The following is a 16335-nucleotide window of genomic DNA, read 5'->3' on the forward strand; positions in this document are numbered from 1 at the left end:
GCGGGCGGCGTTCGGTGGCTGTCGTCGTCGCGCTCTCACTCCGTGCCGCGCGAGGAGAACAACTGCCAGAACTGGCCGACCTGTTCGGCGCCGTCACCGAGCCCGTCCGACGGTGCGGTGTAGTACATCCCGCACATCAGGGCCACAACGAGGGAACTGATCAGTTCCGGACGCTGCAGGGTGGTCAGTTCGTCCCTCTCCTGGGCGTCACCGACGAGCCGGGCGAGGGCCACTGACAGGTCGGTGATGACGGCCGGCGCGCATCCCCGAGTACAGGCCTCCTCGAAGGCGAGCCGGAGGCCGGCGCGGAACCGCAGGTCCGACTGCATGCGGCACACGAAGCCGACCGTGACATGACGCAGGCTCGTCAGCGGCGGATCCCCCTCACCGATCTCCTGCAGCAGTTCGTGCCCCACCCGGTCGAACGACGAGGTGAACACGGTGGCGAGGGCGTCCTTGGACGGGAAGTGGGCGTACAGCGCGCCCTTGGTCATGCCGACATGGGCCGCGATGCGCTGGAGATTGGCGCCCGTGTAGCCATAGCGCGAGAACTCCTCGGCCGACGCGTCCAGGAACCGCTCGTGAGTCCGCGATGCCCTCTCTTGTTTCGCCATGCCTGTCCTCCGTCGACGCTTGGGCACTCGCACTATCGCAATAACAGTCGCTAACGAATCTTTTCCTGTTGGTGGGCCGCTTACAAGTCTGGGAGAGGGAGAGGCTCACATGGCCGTGGCGCTGTGGCAGGAACGGTGCGCCCTACGGCCCTACGGCCCTACGAGGCGCAGTTCGCGGATGCGCGGAACACGCCGGGCAACTTCAGCCCCGTGGCGTCGGGGGCCATCCCTCTGGAGCACGGCGTGGCCCCAACCCTCGTGCAACACAGAGGAGATGGGCTTGCACTTGGCGATCGAGGATGCGCCCGGCTAACTGGACGACATCGCCACGAGCGATACCGCGCACAGTCACTTGCCCGCGCACCGCGACGACTTCGACTGGGACGCCTGTTCCGATCTGTTCTTTGACCGGCAGCGGTGCAGGCGCATCGACGGTCAGAACGGCATCGCGGTCTCCGAGGGGCTCGACGGCGTAACCGCGTGTGTCGTCCAGGACCTCGTCGGCGTCCCGCTCGATCCGGTTCCGAACGTGGGCGAACGCCGACCGACGTGGGTCTTCCCGCATCGGCAAGGTTCCGACCCATAACCACACCAATGACCAAGCAGGCCAGCAGTGCGACAAGCACCTTTGCAGGGCCATGCCCTCGGAGACACAGACGTGCGGTAGCGCGCCGGGGCTTTTGGGCGATATACAGTCATTTGGGTGTCCATGCCTGCCGTCAGGCCTGATTCTCTGGAGTCCTCCCGATGACGTCGATGAGCCGCCTGTCATGAGGCCCCACCCGACGCGGGGGCGGATCACGGCGCTGGACGCCTACGACATCCGGTTTCCCACGTCTCGTCGGCTTGAAGGGTCGGACGCGATGAATCCCGATCCGGATTATTCGGCGTCATATGTGATCATCCGAACCGATGCCGGGGACGGGCTGGAGGGGCATGGCTTCTGCTTCACCATCGGCCGGGGCAATGAGGTCGAGGTGGCGGCGATCAACGCGTTGCGCCCGCATGTGGTGGGGCTGCGGCTGGGAGAGGTCCTGTCCGACCTCGGAGGGTTCAGTCGCTCGCTCGTCGGCGACAGCCAGCTGCGATGGCTGGGGCCGGAGAAGGGCGTCGTGCACATGGCCATCGGGGCCGTGGTGAACGCCGTGTGGGATCTGTACGCGAAGCGGGAGGGGAAGCCGCTGTGGAAGCTGCTGGCCGACCTTGCACCCGAGCAGGTGGTCGCGTTGATCGACTTCCGCTATGTGGAAGACGCGCTGACCCCCGATGAGGCGCTGGCGATTCTGCGGCGGGCGCGAGGCGGGATCGGGGAGCGGGAGGCGCGGCTGCTCGCTGAGGGGTATCCGGCGTATGCCACGTCTCCTGGCTGGCTCGGTTACCCGGACAGCAAGGTCGCCGGGTTGGCCCGGGAGGCCGTGAACAGTGGGTTCGGGCAGATCAAACTCAAGGTCGGCGCCGATCCGGAGGACGATGAGCGGCGGTGCCGTACCGCGCGGGGGACGATCGGCCCCGGGGTGCGGATGGCGCTGGACGCCAATCAGCGCTGGGGGGTCGCCGAGGCGGTCGGGTGGATCCGGCGGCTGGCGGAGTTCGACCCGTACTGGATCGAGGAGCCGACCAGCCCCGACGACATTCTCGGTCTCGCGGCGATCCGCCGGGAGGTGGCGCCGGTGCGGGTGGCGGCGGGCGAACATGTGCACAACCGGGTGATGTTCAAGCAACTGCTCCAGGCGGACGCGATCGACTTTCTGCAACTGGACGCCTGCCGGGTCGGGGGAGTCAACGAGAACCTGGCGATCCTTCTGCTCGCGGCCAAGTTCGGGATCCCGGTGTGCCCGCACGCGGGCGGGGTGGGTCTGTGCGAGCTCGTGCAGCATCTGGCGATGTTCGACTATCTGGCGGTCTCCGGCACCCTCCAGGACCGGGTCATCGAGTACGTGGATCATCTGCACGAGCACTTCCTCGACCCGGTCGTGATCGTCCGGGGGCGGTACGCAGCCCCGACCGCCCCCGGCTTCAGCTCGGCGATGCGACCCGAGTCGCTCGCCGCGTACGCGTTCCCCGGCGGCGCCGCCTGGCAGGCCCCGTACGACGTGCCCCCGGCCGAGGGCCCCCCGGCATGAACCCCGGGGAGGAATTCCAGGGGCTGGCCGCGGTCATCACCGGCGGGGCGTCCGGGATCGGCCTGGCCACCGCCGAGACCCTGGCCGCGAGGGGGTGCCGGGTGGCGGTGCTCGACCGGGTTCCCGGGCCCGTGCCCGCGTGGCTGCACCCGGTACAGGCCGATGTCGGGGACGCCGTATCGGTGGCCGACGCCGTGAGCCGGGTGGCGGACCTGTTCGGAGGCCTGGATGTGCTGGTCAACAACGCGGGCATCGGCGCGCTGGGCACCGTCGAGGACAACGCGGACGAAGAATGGCACCACGTGTTGGACATCAATGTGCTCGGCATCGTCCGCACCAGCCGGGCGGCACTGCCGTATCTGCGCCGGTCTCCCAGCGCGGCCATCGTCAACACCTGCTCGGTCGCGGCGCTGGCCGGGCTGCCACAACGGGCGCTGTACGCGGCCAGCAAGGGCGCGGTGCTCGCGCTGACCCTGGCGATGGCCGCCGACCACATCGGCGAGGGCATCCGGGTCAACTGCGTCAACCCGGGCACCGTGGACACCCCCTGGGTCCGCCGCCTGCTCGAACACTCCGACGACCCGGAGGCCGAACGCGCCGCTCTCATCGCCCGCCAGCCCACCGGCCGCCTGGTCACCGCCCAGCAGGTCGCGGATGCCATCGCGTATCTCGCCGGGCCGCTGGCCGGTGCCACCACCGGGACGGCACTCGCCGTGGACGGAGGGATACAGGGCATCCGCCGCAGACGTCCGGACTCCTTCCACTGACATGACCACCTACTGACCACTGACTCGGAGCCGAGCACCATGAAGCGACGCATCGCCGCTGTCGGAACAGCCCTCGCACTCGGCTGCGGGCCGGCCGTCACCGCCTGCGGTGGGGGCACGAGCAGCACCGACAACACCGCTTCGGGCAAGGCCGGGGTGGTGCTGCCGCTGCTCACCTCACCGTTCTGGGAGTCGTACGACTCCTACATCCCCGAGCAGGCCGCCGCCCAGGACGTCCGCCTGCTTCAGACGGTGAACTCCGACTCCGATCCGAGCAAACAGATCACCGACATCCAGAATCTGCTCGCCCAGGACGTGAAGGGCCTGGTCGTCTCGCCGCTGGACTCCGCGGCGATCGTCGCCGGGCTGAATGCCGCGCAGCGCAAGGACGTGCCGGTGGTCGCCGTCGATGTGGCGCCGGACAAGGGCAAGGTCGCGATGGTGGTCAGGGCCGACAACCGCGCCTATGGGGAGAAGGCCTGTCGGCACATCGGTGACGCGGTGAAGACGGGCAAGGTCGTACAGATCCAGGGCGATCTGGCGTCGGTCAACGGGCGGGACCGGTCGGAGGCGTTCAGCGCGTGCATCAAGAAGAACTACCCGGGCATCAGGGTGCTGGACATTCCCGCCGTCTGGAAGGCGGAAAGGGCGGCGGCCGGTCTGGAGGCGCTGTACACCGCCAACCCCGATATCAAGGGCATCTACATGCAGGCCGGCGGCGTGTATCTGGCCCCCACGTTGAGCACGCTGCGGCGGCACAACGCGCTGGTGGCGGCCGGTGATCCCAGGCACGTCGTGATCGTCTCCAACGACGGCATCCCGCAGGAGCTGGATGCGATCCGCGAGGGCCTGATCGATGCGACCGTCTCCCAGCCGGCCGACCAGTACGCCAAATACGGCATCTACTACATCAAACGGGCGATGGAGGGCGAGACCTTCCACCCGGGCCCGACCGATCACGACAGCACCATCGTCCGGCTGCCCAGCGGAATCCTGGAGGACCAGCTCCCGGCACCGCTGGTGACCGAGGACAACGTCGACGACGCGTCGCTGTGGGGCAACCGGATCGGCAAGAGCTCCTGACATCCGGGGAGACCGTCTCCCCGGCCCCCGGGAAGCGAGACCGCGATGAACCAGACGCCACTGACCGACCCCCGCGCCGATGCCGCCGGCCGCCGCGCGGTGGCCGAGGCCCACGGGATCCGTAAGCGCTACGGGCCCACCGTGGCCCTGGACGACGTGCGGATCGCCGTCCGGGCCGGTGAGTCGCACGCCCTGGTCGGCCGTAACGGGGCCGGCAAGTCGACCCTGGTGGCCGTCCTGACCGGACTGCAGCGGCCGGACCGTGGCGTTGTTCTGTTCGACGGCGAACCCGCGCCCGGCCTGGCGGACCGTGAGGCGTGGCAGCGGCGGGTCGCCTGCGTCTACCAGCAGTCGACGATCATCCCTGATCTCACTGTCGCCGAGAACCTGTACGTCAACCGGCAACCCACGGGACGCGGCCAGGTGATCAGCTGGCGGCGGATGCGCGCGGCGGCCCGCGAGCTGCTGGACGAATGGGGTGTGGAGGTCGACGAGAACGTGCCGGCCGGCGGGCTCACCGTCGAGGACGCCAAGATGGTGGAGATCGCGAGGTCGATCTCGCGCGGAACCCGGTTCATCATTCTGGACGAGCCGACCGCCCAGCTGGACAGCCGGGCGATCGACCGTCTGTTCACCCATATCGGGCGGTTGCAGCGGGCCGGGATCACATTTCTCTACATCTCCCACCATCTGGAGGAGGTCTACGCCGTCTGCCAGGTCGTCACCGTCCTGCGGGACGCCCGCTGGATCACCACGGCGCCCGTGGGCGAGCTGGGCCGGACCGAACTCGTCGAGGCGATGACCGGAGGGCGGGGCGCGGGTGCGGCCCCCGGCTCCGGCGCGATCCGGTCGCGGTCGTCGGACGCGCCCGTGGCGGTGCGGGTGCACCGGCTGGGCGGCCCGCATTTCACGGACGTCAGCTTCGCCATCCGGTCCGGCGAGACGGTGGGGCTGACCGGACTCGCGGGCTCCGGGAGCCATCAGGTCGCCGAGGCGCTGGCCGGGCTGTACCGGCCCGACAGCGGGCGGATCGAGGTTCTCGGCCGTCCGACGCGGCCGGGCAGCGTCCCCTCGGCGCTCGCGGCGGGCGTGGGCTGTGTGCCGCGCGACCGGCACCATGAAGGGCTGGTACCGGAACTGTCGGTGGCTGAGAACGCCTCCATGACCATCATGGACCGGCTGGGGCGGCTGGGCGTGATCTCGCGCCCGGCCCGGGACGCCTTCGCCCGGCGGACGATCACCGGTCTCGACATCACGACGGACGGCCCGGACCAGCCGGTCAAGGACCTGTCGGGCGGTAATCAGCAGAAGGTCGTCATGGGCCGGGCGCTGGCCACCGACCCGGGGGTACTGGTGCTCATCAATCCGACGGCGGGCGTCGACGTGCAGTCCAAGCGGGCGCTGCTGTCGGTCGTCGACCGAGCCAGGGCCGCGGGACGCGCGGCGCTCGTCGTCTCGGACGAACTGGCCGACCTGCGGACCTGCGACCGCGTCCTGGTGATGTTCAACGGCTCTCTCGCCGCCGAGTACACCGTCGGCTGGACCGACGAAGAACTGGTGGCCTCGATCGAAGGGGTCGGCACCGGCCATGAATGACACCGCGCCGAACGGCCTGACGAACGGAGGCCCGACGCCCGGTGGCGGGCCGGACAGACCGGTGCGCCGCCCCGTCCGCGCGATCGCCCTGGGCCGGATCCGCGACCTGGCACTGCTGCCCGCGGTGCTCCTGCTGCTGGTCATCGGTGCGGTCAGCAACGAGAGCTTCCTTGAGCGGGACAACCTGCTGAATGTGCTCAGCGCCTCCTCGGCGCTCGGACTGCTGGTGCTCGCCGAGGCGATGATCCTGATCAGCGGCAAGATGGACCTCTCGCTGGAGTCGATCGCGGGGCTCGCCCCGGCCCTCGGCTTCATGGCCGTGATCCCGGCCGCCTCGGCGGGGTTCGGCAGCGAGTTGCCCACCTGGTTCGGCCTGCTGATCATTCCGCTCACCGGGGCGCTGATCGGGGCCGTCAACGGTCTGCTGATCGTCAAGCTGCAGCTCAACGGATTCATCGTGACCCTGGCGATGAATATCGTGCTGCGCGGAGTCCTGGTCGGCATGGTGTCCGGCAAGACCCTGTTCGACGCCCCCGCCGCGTTCTTGGCCCTCGGGTCCGACACCTGGCTCGGCGTCCCCGTCTCCGTGTGGGTGACCGGCGCCTGTTTCGCTGTCGCCGGGTGGGCGCTGCGCTACCACCGGCTGGGACGCGCGGTATACGCGGTGGGCGGCAACGCCCCCGCGGCGCGGGCGGCGGGCATCCGGGTCGACCGGGTGGCCTGGGGGGTTCTGGTCATCGGCGGGACGCTGGCCGCGCTGGCCGGTCTGGTGATCGCCGGACGGGTCGGGGCGATCAACGCCAATCAGGGACAGGGCCTGATCTTCACCGTGTTCGCGGCCGCCGTCATCGGCGGCATCAGCTTGAACGGCGGCAAGGGATCCCTGGCCGGGGCGTTGCTCGGGGTCCTGCTGCTGGGCATGCTGGAGAACCTGCTCACCCTGGCGCAGGTGTCGTCCTTCTGGATCCAGGCCATCTACGGCGCGATCATCCTGGTGGCGCTGATGATCGCCCGGCTCACCACCGGCGAGGGCCAGGAGTAGAGCGAGGCCCAGGAGCGGTCCGAGGGGGGAGCAGCGCCGGTCGATACCTCATAGAATGACCCATATGCCATCCGCCAGATGGGACGGCCGCCATGATGTTCCCCAAGGAGGCAACACCGGACGGAACGCATGGACCGTTCGAGATGGCGAACGTGGCTGCCGCGGTGATCGACGCGAAGGGCACGGTCATCGGCTGGACGGGGGCCGCTGAGCGGCTCCTGGGATACGGCGCGGCGGAGGTCCTCGACCGCTCCGCCGCCACTCTGCTGGCGCAGCCCGAAGACGCGTCACGGGCGGCCGAGGTCGCCGAGGAGTGCGGGACCCGGGAGAGCTGGGGCGGCCTGGTGGGCGCCCGGCATCGTGACGGCCGCCGTCTTGAGGTCGGGCTGCGGGTGACCGCGATGTCCGACACCGACGACCGCAAGGCCTGGCTCGTATCGGCGATCGACGTGTCGAAGGCTCCGACCTGGGCGGTCAGCGGGGAGGTGCTGGAAGGTTTTCTCACCCGCTCACCGCTCGGCATGGCCGTGCTCAGCCCGGACCTGCGGTACGTGTGGATGAACGACACCCTGGAGCGCTACGGCGGTGTGCCGCGCGAAGAGCGGCTCGGGCGCCGGATGTCGGACTCGTTGCCGGGCCTGAACACCGAGGCGCTCGAAGCACAGATGCGGCGGGTGCTGGAGACCGGCGTGCCGGTCATCGACTACGAGTACCGGGGCTGGACCTGGGCGGATCCGCACCGGGAACACGCCTACTCCACCTCCTTCTTCCGGCTCGACGCTCCGGACGGCAGCCCGCTGGGCGTGTGCTACATGGGCATGGACGTCACCGACAGATGGCGGGCCCGGGAGCGCCTGGCCCTGCTCAGCGAGGCCAGCGCCTGTATCGGGGGCACGCTGAACGTGATGCGGACCGCCCAGGAGCTGGCCGACTTCTCGGTGCCGAGGCTCGCCGACTTCGTGACCGTCGATCTTCTGGAAGCGGTGCTGCACGGTGAGGAACCCGGTTCGCGGCCGCCCGACAGCACCTATCCGGCGCGGCGTGCCGGGCAGCAGTCGATCCACGAGGGCTGTCCGGAATCGGTGATCGCCACCGGTGACCCGATCGCCGCCCCCATGTCGTCGCCGTACATCCAGAGCATGGTCAACGGCACCTCGATTCTGGAACCGTGCCTGGACCCCGACACCACTCCGTGGGTCGCTGAGGACCCGGCCCGGGCCGCGAGCATCAAGGAGTTCGGGGCGCCCTCGGCGATGTGGGTGCCGATGTCCGCGCGCGGCACCGTGCTGGGAGTGGCCACCTTCATCCGTACGGAGCATCCGCAGCCGTTCGAGGAGGACGATCTGCTGCTCGCCGAGGAGCTTGTCAGCCGGGCCGCGGTGTGGGTGGAGAACGCCCGCCGCTACACCCGTGAGCACGCTGCGGCGCTGGCCCTCCAGCGCAGTCTGCTCCCGCAGGGGCTGAATGGCGGGACCGCCATGGAGGTGGCCTCGCGCTACCTGCCGGCCGACGCCCGGGAAGGGGTGAGCGGCGACTGGTTCGATGTGATCCAGCTGTCCGGCGCCCGGGTCGCCCTGGTCGTAGGTGACGTCGTCGGGCACGGCCTCAACGCCGCAGCGACCATGGGCAGGCTGCGTACCGCCGTACAGACGCTCGCTGACATGGACCTGCCGCCCGATGAGCTGCTGGCCCACCTGGACGACCTGGTGATCCGTCTGACGGAGGAGAAGGGCGGCGACGACGAGCCCATCGCCACCGCGGTACTGGGCGCCACCTGCCTCTACGCCGTCTACGACCCGGTCACCCAGCTGTGCACCATGGCCCGGGCCGGACATCCGCCGCCCGCCGTGGTCACCCCGGGCGGCAAGGTCGCCTTCCCGGACCTTCCGGCGGGCCCTCCGCTGGGCCTCGGCTCGTTGCCCTTCGAGTCCGCCGAGATGTCCCTCCCCGAGGGAAGCCTGATCGCCCTCTACACCGATGGCCTCATCGAGACCAGCGACCAGGACATCGACGTCGGGCTGTCCCGCCTCAGCGATGTGCTCGCGCAGTCCGGCCTGCCGCCGGAGGAGCTGTGCTCGGCGGTCGTGAACAATCTGCTGACCGGCCCGCAGACCGACGACGTCGCTCTGCTCCTGGCCCGGCCGCATGCGCTGGGCGCCGACCGGGTCGCCTCGTGGGACCTGCCGACGGATCCGGCGATCGTCGCGAGCGCCAGGGAGCTGGCTGTCCGCCAGCTGCTCGGATGGCGGCTGGACGACCTGGTGATGACCACGGAACTGGTAGTCAGTGAGTTGGTCACCAACGCCATCCGGCACGGCACCGGACCCGTCAGGCTGCGCATGATCCGGCATGACAAGTTGATCTGCGAGGTGTCCGACGCCAGCAACACCTCGCCCCGGATGGGCCATGCCCGGACCACCGACGAGGGCGGCCGGGGGTTGTTCCTGGTCGCCCAGCTGACCCGCCGTTGGGGTACGCGCTACACCCGGGCCGGAAAGATCATCTGGGCCGAGCAGGACCTCCCGGGGCGGGTGGGCAACGGGGGCGGGCGCTGACGGCCCGGGTGCTTGCGAGCCCCTCCTCGGCGGCGCTGTCAACGAATACCCGTACGCCGCTCGACCTGAGGCGAGGACTTCTCGAGCCCCACACCCCGCGCATGCCGAGATGCCGTGGCCACCTGTGCTGGACCTGTGCGGGACCGGTGCTGGACCGGTGCTGGACGGCATCGCCCGAATCCGTGTTTTCGCAGGTGAACGCCCTGCGTGAAAGGCGTTGCCCCGAATGGGGACATTCCGGGAACGCCGAGACCACATAAGAGTCGGCGGTGCGCGGAACAGGCCGCGGCCGGGGTCGGACGGAGAATTCGACTCAGGAGGTAGCCGCAACGCTGGTCCGGTCCAGGGCTTGAGGTCAGCAGAGGAGCAGCGTCAGGAAGCGGCGGCGTCATCGTTTCCGAGTCTCTCCCTCAGCCGGGCGCGGGTCTCCTGGGCGTCGCGCAGGTATTGGTCGACGAGGCCTGGTTCGTGATCAGCGAGCGCCCGGATGATGGTCAGCGCGTCATCCACGGCCTTCAACGCTTCGGTCAGCCGGCGGTCCCCGAGCAACCGGACCTTGGCGTATGAGTAGAGGGAGAAGGCGAGGTGGAGCTGGTGTGCGGCGGGGTGGGCTCTGGCGAGGCGGTGGCTGAGGTCGACAGCCTCTCTGGTGGCGGCTGAGGCCTCGTCATGCCGTGCCGCCTCGGCCAGGCGGAGGCCGTAGTTCGGTAGTGACAGGGCCAGGCCGGGTTCGTGGACGGTGGGGTTGGCCTGGGCGAGCCGACGATGGATCTCGACCGCTTCTTCGACGACCGGCAGAGCCTCCTTGTGCCGTTCCTTCTCTGTTGCCAGGTAGTAGCCGAGGCTGTTGATGAACCCGGCCAGCGTGGGCTGGTGGGTGAGGGGGTCGACCTGGGCGAGAGGCCGATGGATGTCCACTGCCTGTCTGAGGGCGAGCAGTCCTTCTTCGAGCTGTCCCAGCTCTGCCAGGTGGATCCCGCGGCTGTTGAGTGATGTGGCCAGGCCGGGCTGGTGTGCGGCGTCGGCCTGGGCGAGGCGCTGGTACATCTTCACGGCCTCTTCGCCGGTCTTCAACGCTTCGTCGCTTCGCCCCGCGGTGAACAGCAGCATGCCGAGGAGGGTCAGTGACAACGCCAGGGTGGGGTCGTCCGTGGTGGCATCGACGTCGGCGAGTCCGCGCTGGTAAGTGACTGCTTCGGCGATGGCAGACAGGGCTTCCGGACGTCGTCCTGCCTCCATGAGGCGAAGGGCAAGGTGTACCAGTGACATGGCCAGTTCGGCACGGTGCGCGGCGGAATCGGTCCGGATCAGCATTCGGTGCCGAAGGGCCACCGACTCCTCTGAGGCCATCACCGCTTCATGACGTCGGCCTGCCCAGGACAGTTGGCCGCCGAGGACGTCCAGCGCCTCAGCGAGGGGGTGTTCATGGGCGGTCGGATTCTCCTGCATCAGCCGACGACGCATGGGCACTGCTTCTTCGGTGGCGCGCAGGGCTTCGTCTCGCCGTCCCGCCTGACCGAGAACGGCTCCAAGAGCGGTCAGGGCCCCGGCCAGTTGAGGACGGTGGACAGCGGGTGTGGCTTCAGCCAAGCGACGGCGAAGGGGCAGTGCCTCTTCCAGGGCCAGTACGGCGTCCTCCCGTCGGCCCGTGGCAAGCAGGAACGAGGCCTGGATGCCCAGATTGAGGGCCAGTAGAGGATGGAATGCTCCAGGATTGGTGAGGGCCAGTTCGCGGTGTATGCCGATGGCCTCGTTGATCGCGTCGAGGGCTTCCGCCGGTCGCCCTGTGGCGTCCAGACGGAGAGACAAATTGTTCAGGCTCCTCGCCAGGTGGGGGCGGATCGCGTCGGGGCGGTGCTCGGCCAGCGAGCGGTAGATGTCGACGGCCCGGCGGATCGGTTCCGCGGCTTCCTCCTGCCGCCCCACGTCGACCAGGCAACTGGAGTACGTGTGAAGGCTCATGGCCACGTCGGGACCGAAGGTGTCGAAGCTGGCCCGGGCCAGCGAGTGGTAGATGCCAACGGCCTCACTCGCAGCTTCCAGAGCGTCATCGACGAGCCCCGCGTCCCCGAGCTTGTTGGCGAGGGTATGCACGCTCATGGCCAGGTGGGGGCGGTGGACGGCGGGGTGTTCATCGGCCAGCGGGCGATAGAGTTCGACGGCTTCCTTGATGGCCTTCAGCGCGTCCTCCTGCCGCCCGACGTTCCCGAGATCGATAGCCAGCGTGTTCAGACTCATGGCCAGGCCGGCGAGGAAGACCGTGGGGCGGTCCTCGGCCATCTGCCGCTCCACGCCGACCGCTTCCTCGATCGCGTCCAGGGCTTCCTCCCGCCGTCCCATGTCCCCCAGGCAGCTGGAGAGGGTGCCCAGGCTCGTGGCCAGCAGGGGACGGAACGCGTCGGGGCGGGCCTCGGCCAGCGGCCGGCAGATGTCGACGGCTTGTTGGACAGCTTTCAACGCCCAGTTCCGTCGGCCCAGTGCAAGTCGGCGGATGGCCAGATTGCTCAGGCCTGCCGCCAGGTCGCTCAGAAAGTCGTCCCCATAGTCCTGGACAAGACGGCGTTGGACGATGACGGCCTGCGTAATGGCCCGTAGGGATTTCTCCGGCAGCCCCAGCTCCCCTGTGGCGTTGGAGAGGGAGGTCAGCGCGCGTGCGAGATTGACCAGGTTTCCATCGGGGTCGGACCTGGCCAGTTTCCGGTAGATCTCGACGGCTTCGGTGGCCGGGGCCAGAGACTCCTCCCGCTGCCCAAGACTGCCGAGGCGAAGGGAGTAGTTGTTCAAGCAGGCGGCCAGTTCCGGAAGGAAGCTGTCAGGGCGGTCCTCGGCCAGCGGACGCCAGAGGCCGATGGCTTCGCTGATCACCTTCAGGGACTCCTCCTGCTGCCCCATGTTCCCCAAGCGGTTGGAGAGTTGGCGAAGATGCACGGCGAGTTCGGGTAGGTGGCCGGGGTTGTCCTCGGCCAGGGTGCGATGGATATCGGTGAGGCGTTGCGCGAGGTGCAGGGCCCAGGGAGCGAGGTTGTACGTGGCCCGCGGGAGATGATCGGCCAGCCGTTCGAGATCGGCCAGGGGGGTGTCGTGGGAGTCGGTCACCTTGCGCAGGGCTTCCAGCAAGGGCCGGGGGTTCTCCACCTGGGTGGCGACACCGATGGCCGGCAGGCCCAGGATGTCCAGGTGGCGTGCGCACAGGGCCGCCAGGTCGTCGTCGAGGAGACCGCGCAGCGGGGGATGGTCGGCTGCTCGTGTGACGAGGGTGAGGAATCGGGATGCCTGAGCAGGGGTGGTCCCGGGCAGGAGTTCGTCGGCGAGTTCGGGCTCGGTGTGCAGATGGAGGCCGATGAACCGTTCGGCCAGCCGGTCGGGTTGGAGAGTGCCCCAGGGTCGGCCGGTGGCGGTAGGGAAGAGGGACTGGATCCAGATGAGGACGTTGCGGCGTCGGTCGAAACTCTGGTCGGCCAGGCCCGGCACCCGCCGCAGCAGGTCGGCGGCCTGAGCCCGATCGTCCGCGCCCAGCAGGACGGCGGCAGCCATCGCGTCGACGAGGGTTTCCGTGCTCAGGGCCGGATACAGGTGACGAGCCCTGGCCGCGGTCGTCCAATACCCGCGCTCGTGATCCAGCAGCCTGGTTTCGACGTCCCGCGCGCCGAAATACGCGTTGCCGCCCGCGGCCGAAGCATCAGCAGCGGCACCGGACGCCTTGACGGCGGCATCGAGCAGGTCGGCCAGCGCGGTCATGTGCAGGGTCAGGGCGGAACCCAGACCCGGATCACGCGTCGCGGGTCCGGGCAGACTCCCGGCGAGAGCGGTCCAGGCATGCGGCTGCGGGCCGTCCACTTGAGGCAGCGCAGAGGCGAAGGCCCGGGCCGCCTCCCGGTAGGCCCGTTCCCTGCCTGCTGCCTCCGGTTCCAGGGCCGGCAGGGCGGTCAACCGGGCACCGTCGAGGAGGTTTCCGGCGGTGTCTGATGATTCGCGTACACGGTCCAGCCACGTCCCAGCGGCACGGGCCAGCAACAGGACCTTGACCTGGGTGAGTCGGCAACTGTCGGCGAAGTTCAAGGCGGCGGTGGTCTGCTCGACACGGGCCTCGGCGTAGTCGATGACGATCAGCAGGGGAACCGCAGGCGTCGGTATGTTCCGCAATTCGTCCACCGTGGCGTCGGGCCGCAGCCACATGACGGCCCAGCGATCCCCGGCCAACTCGTGAGCCAGCTGCCGGGCCAGGCGGGTCTTGCCCTGCCCGCCCGGGCCGTGGACCAGCCGTACGCCGGGACCCGGCCGTGTCGCCCAGGCCCGTAAGTCATCGAGGAGTCCGGTTCGGCCATGGAAGGGTACGACCTCACGGCGCGGGTGCAGCAGCTCAGCTGGGGAGCCGGGCGCCGGATACCCGTTCGGAGTCTGCTCGGGGTCAGCCAGGCCTGCGTATTCCACGGGCTCCAGCACCCGTGCCTTCGCCCCGCCGTAGCGGTCGAGCGCGGCGCGGAAGGCATCATCGTGGTGCAGGACATAGGCGGGTGTCGCCTCCAACTGGGTATGCCGGCGGCCTCTCTGGTCGCCGGCGACCACACCGACCAGGAACTCACCGTCATTACCGCAGAGCAACGCGGCCCCCGACATCCCACCCCACGGTGACTGCTGGGCACTCGGTTCCTCGGGCGGATGCTGGCCCAGGCTCATCACATACCGGTCGGTCACAAGCCCGTTCCCCGGGTTCAGCGTGCCGGACGCGTGTTCCAGCCCTCCCGACTCCGATGCGAGTCGGGGGTGGCCCCAGGCCTCGCACGGCAGGCCCGGGCGTTCCGTGGCGATGCGGCCCCAGCGCACTACGCCCTCGGGGGCGGTCCAGGTTGTGTCCTTGATGTGCACCAGAGCCGCGTCGTCCCGGGCGCCGGGCGTGCCACGCCACACGACCACACCCTCCTGGTGTCCCCTCTGGACGAGCGAGGACACCTGCACCGCTGTCCCCGCCTGCCCCACCACATGAGCCGAGGTCAGGATCAGACGCGGTGCGATCACAAAACCCGACCCGCGTGCGGTGCCGGCCGAGACTCCCACTATTCGCGGACGCTTGAAAATCTTCACTTGTGGCCCCCTGCTGTCGTACGTCCGCGTGGTCAGCGGCCGATGGATTCGGTCGTGTCACTCGGCCGTGTACGGTCCGGTTCAGCGGCGACCCACACGGGCCCGCGTCCCCGGTGTAGTGGGGTCAGGGCGAATTTCACCCGGTGCGTACGTCCCCGTGCCAGGCCGGCCTCGGCGTCACCGGTGATCACCCACGCTTTGAAGCCGGACTTCACCTTTACGTCCTGCCGCAGCTCGACAAGGAATTCCAGCTCGATCGGCCCCACCTCGAAGCTGAGATCCTGATCCGCCCCTTGAGCGACCGCCGCCAGCAAGCCATCGCGCAGTACGGCCACTGCATCTGCCAGCTCGATGTCCATGGACCCCGCCCCCTTTGTCAGCCCGGCTGAGACGACGCCACGTCGCGGACCGCCCCTGCGGGAACGCCTGACGATAGGTTGAAGATCTTGAGAGCGTGGGCTACTTCGCCTGAATTCACCCAGAACAACGATGCCGGGAAGACCCGGACTGTCAGGCCGTACCGACTCGATCGAGATGGACGTCGACGGGAGATCTCGCCGTCGGCGAAGGCTCTGTTCCGCATGACTTGCGAGGTCCGCAGCGTCGAGCGCCGGTGTACTACGGTGACGGACCCGGCGAAGCGGGTGAGGAAGGTGCCTCCTCCCTCGTATGTCGTCGGTGAGGTCGACGGAGACGGTCTCGTCCTCGACGATCTCGGCACCGGATTCTTCTGCCGGAGCCCGCATGTTCGTCATCCGATCCGGGCCGCCGATGTCCTAGGGGAAGGTCGCGATCTCGGCGGTCGTGGTGAGCGTGCCGACGACGAAGCTCGCGCCGCCGAAGACGAGCGGCTTGAGCTCGGCGCGGGCGGTGTGGAGAGGTGGCGGTGCATCCGACGGGTCGGAGCCGATGACGATGACCTCGCGTATCCCGGTATCGGTCACGAAGTTCAGGAAGCCCGTTGAAAGGCACGGCGGTATGTCCATGTTTCCCCGCTGACCAGCCTGACGGCCCGCCATGGCGTGGTGGCGTGGTGGCGCGGATGCGTGCGGAAGGCCGGTGACGGTGTGCGGCGACGTGGGCATCCTCCGTCGGCTCACGTCGGTATCGACCACGACGACCGTGCGACCACTTTCGGCTTCCTGGCGCCCGCTGCCCTGGGGCGAATCGCCATGGCGACGAATCAGCGCCGTGGCCGCTCTTCCCGCTCGGCGCGGCCGACGCCGTCGGTTCCGGCCCCCGGTCCTCGGCTTGCCAGGAGCTCTGCGCGGTATGGCGGTTCGATGAGCTGTGGGTGACATGTGGTCACCAGCTCGGATCCAGGGCATGTGATGTACATCACGTATGCTTTGCTTCTGTGAACACAGTGGGGGCTTGGTCGTGAGGGGTGGCGGAGGGGGGTGAAGTCCGCCCGGGGTGAGGTCGAAGCCCGTACGGCGGACCGTATGTGACGATAAAACAGGTCATTGGGCT

At 69.0% G+C, this 16335-nt stretch carries 9 protein-coding genes and 2 pseudogenes; 6 read left to right on the forward strand and 5 right to left on the reverse strand.

Annotated features, from left to right (window positions below):
* Window positions 1–35: 35 nt before the first annotated feature.
* A complete protein-coding gene (locus ACFU53_RS05415) occupies window positions 36–614 on the reverse strand; it encodes a TetR family transcriptional regulator (RefSeq protein WP_383986280.1) in 579 nt (192 codons plus the stop codon).
* 427 nt (window positions 615–1041) lie between these two features.
* Window positions 1042–1254 (reverse strand): annotated as a pseudogene (locus ACFU53_RS05420) (hypothetical protein); the annotation flags it as partial.
* Window positions 1255–1384: 130 nt separating this feature from the next.
* Between ACFU53_RS05420 and ACFU53_RS05425 the strand changes: the two are divergent.
* From ACFU53_RS05425 to ACFU53_RS05450, 6 genes are all read left to right on the forward strand, one after another.
* Window positions 1385–2737, forward strand: coding sequence for an L-fuconate dehydratase (locus ACFU53_RS05425; RefSeq protein WP_383986282.1), 1353 nt, complete (start codon window positions 1385–1387; stop codon window positions 2735–2737).
* Entirely contained in the window at window positions 2734–3504 is a 771-nt protein-coding gene (locus tag ACFU53_RS05430; RefSeq protein ID WP_383986284.1) for an SDR family NAD(P)-dependent oxidoreductase, read from the forward strand. The genes ACFU53_RS05425 and ACFU53_RS05430 overlap by 4 nt, the downstream gene beginning before the upstream one ends.
* 39 nt (window positions 3505–3543) lie before the next feature.
* Window positions 3544–4587 carry a sugar ABC transporter substrate-binding protein gene (locus ACFU53_RS05435; RefSeq protein ID WP_383986286.1) on the forward strand — a complete coding sequence of 348 codons (1044 nt, stop codon included), beginning with the start codon at window positions 3544–3546 and terminating at the stop codon, window positions 4585–4587.
* Window positions 4588–4632: 45 nt separating this feature from the next.
* Window positions 4633–6183: a sugar ABC transporter ATP-binding protein gene (locus ACFU53_RS05440; protein WP_383986288.1), complete on the forward strand. Its 1551-nt coding sequence runs from the start codon at window positions 4633–4635 to the stop codon at window positions 6181–6183.
* Window positions 6176–7225 carry an ABC transporter permease gene (locus ACFU53_RS05445; RefSeq protein WP_383986289.1) on the forward strand — a complete coding sequence of 350 codons (1050 nt, stop codon included), beginning with the start codon at window positions 6176–6178 and terminating at the stop codon, window positions 7223–7225. The genes ACFU53_RS05440 and ACFU53_RS05445 overlap by 8 nt, the downstream gene beginning before the upstream one ends.
* 92 nt (window positions 7226–7317) lie before the next feature.
* The gene (locus tag ACFU53_RS05450; protein ID WP_383986291.1) at window positions 7318–9780 is read left to right on the forward strand and encodes a SpoIIE family protein phosphatase; all 2463 of its coding nucleotides are present in this window, start codon (window positions 7318–7320) and stop codon (window positions 9778–9780) included.
* A 372-nt stretch (window positions 9781–10152) separates the two neighbouring features.
* Here the strand turns inward: ACFU53_RS05450 and ACFU53_RS05455 are convergent, their stop codons facing one another.
* The 3 genes and pseudogenes from ACFU53_RS05455 to ACFU53_RS05465 all read right to left on the reverse strand — a co-directional run.
* A complete protein-coding gene (locus ACFU53_RS05455) occupies window positions 10153–14862 on the reverse strand; it encodes a tetratricopeptide repeat protein (RefSeq protein WP_383986293.1) in 4710 nt (1569 codons plus the stop codon).
* A 32-nt stretch (window positions 14863–14894) separates the two neighbouring features.
* Window positions 14895–15221 carry a trypco2 family protein gene (locus tag ACFU53_RS05460; RefSeq protein WP_383986295.1) on the reverse strand — a complete coding sequence of 109 codons (327 nt, stop codon included), beginning with the start codon at window positions 15219–15221 and terminating at the stop codon, window positions 14895–14897.
* 188 nt (window positions 15222–15409) lie between these two features.
* Window positions 15410–15848 (reverse strand): annotated as a pseudogene (locus tag ACFU53_RS05465) (hypothetical protein); the annotation flags it as partial.
* Between the last annotated feature and the right edge of the window lie 487 nt (window positions 15849–16335).

The organism is Streptomyces sp. NPDC057474, assembly GCF_042802555.1.
Classification (GTDB): Bacteria; Actinomycetota; Actinomycetes; order Streptomycetales; family Streptomycetaceae; genus Streptomyces.

Excerpts from the sequence above, each read along its gene's own strand:
- ACFU53_RS05415 (WP_383986280.1), bottom strand. The coding sequence starts at position 614 with ATGGCGAAACAAGAGAGGGCATCGCGGACTCACGAGCGGTTCCTGGAC.
- ACFU53_RS05425 (WP_383986282.1), top strand. The coding sequence starts at position 1,385 with ATGAGGCCCCACCCGACGCGGGGGCGGATCACGGCGCTGGACGCCTAC.
- ACFU53_RS05430 (WP_383986284.1), top strand. The coding sequence starts at position 2,734 with ATGAACCCCGGGGAGGAATTCCAGGGGCTGGCCGCGGTCATCACCGGC.
- ACFU53_RS05435 (WP_383986286.1), top strand. The coding sequence starts at position 3,544 with ATGAAGCGACGCATCGCCGCTGTCGGAACAGCCCTCGCACTCGGCTGC.
- ACFU53_RS05440 (WP_383986288.1), top strand. The coding sequence starts at position 4,633 with ATGAACCAGACGCCACTGACCGACCCCCGCGCCGATGCCGCCGGCCGC.
- ACFU53_RS05445 (WP_383986289.1), top strand. The coding sequence starts at position 6,176 with ATGAATGACACCGCGCCGAACGGCCTGACGAACGGAGGCCCGACGCCC.
- ACFU53_RS05450 (WP_383986291.1), top strand. The coding sequence starts at position 7,318 with ATGATGTTCCCCAAGGAGGCAACACCGGACGGAACGCATGGACCGTTC.
- ACFU53_RS05460 (WP_383986295.1), bottom strand. The coding sequence starts at position 15,221 with ATGGACATCGAGCTGGCAGATGCAGTGGCCGTACTGCGCGATGGCTTG.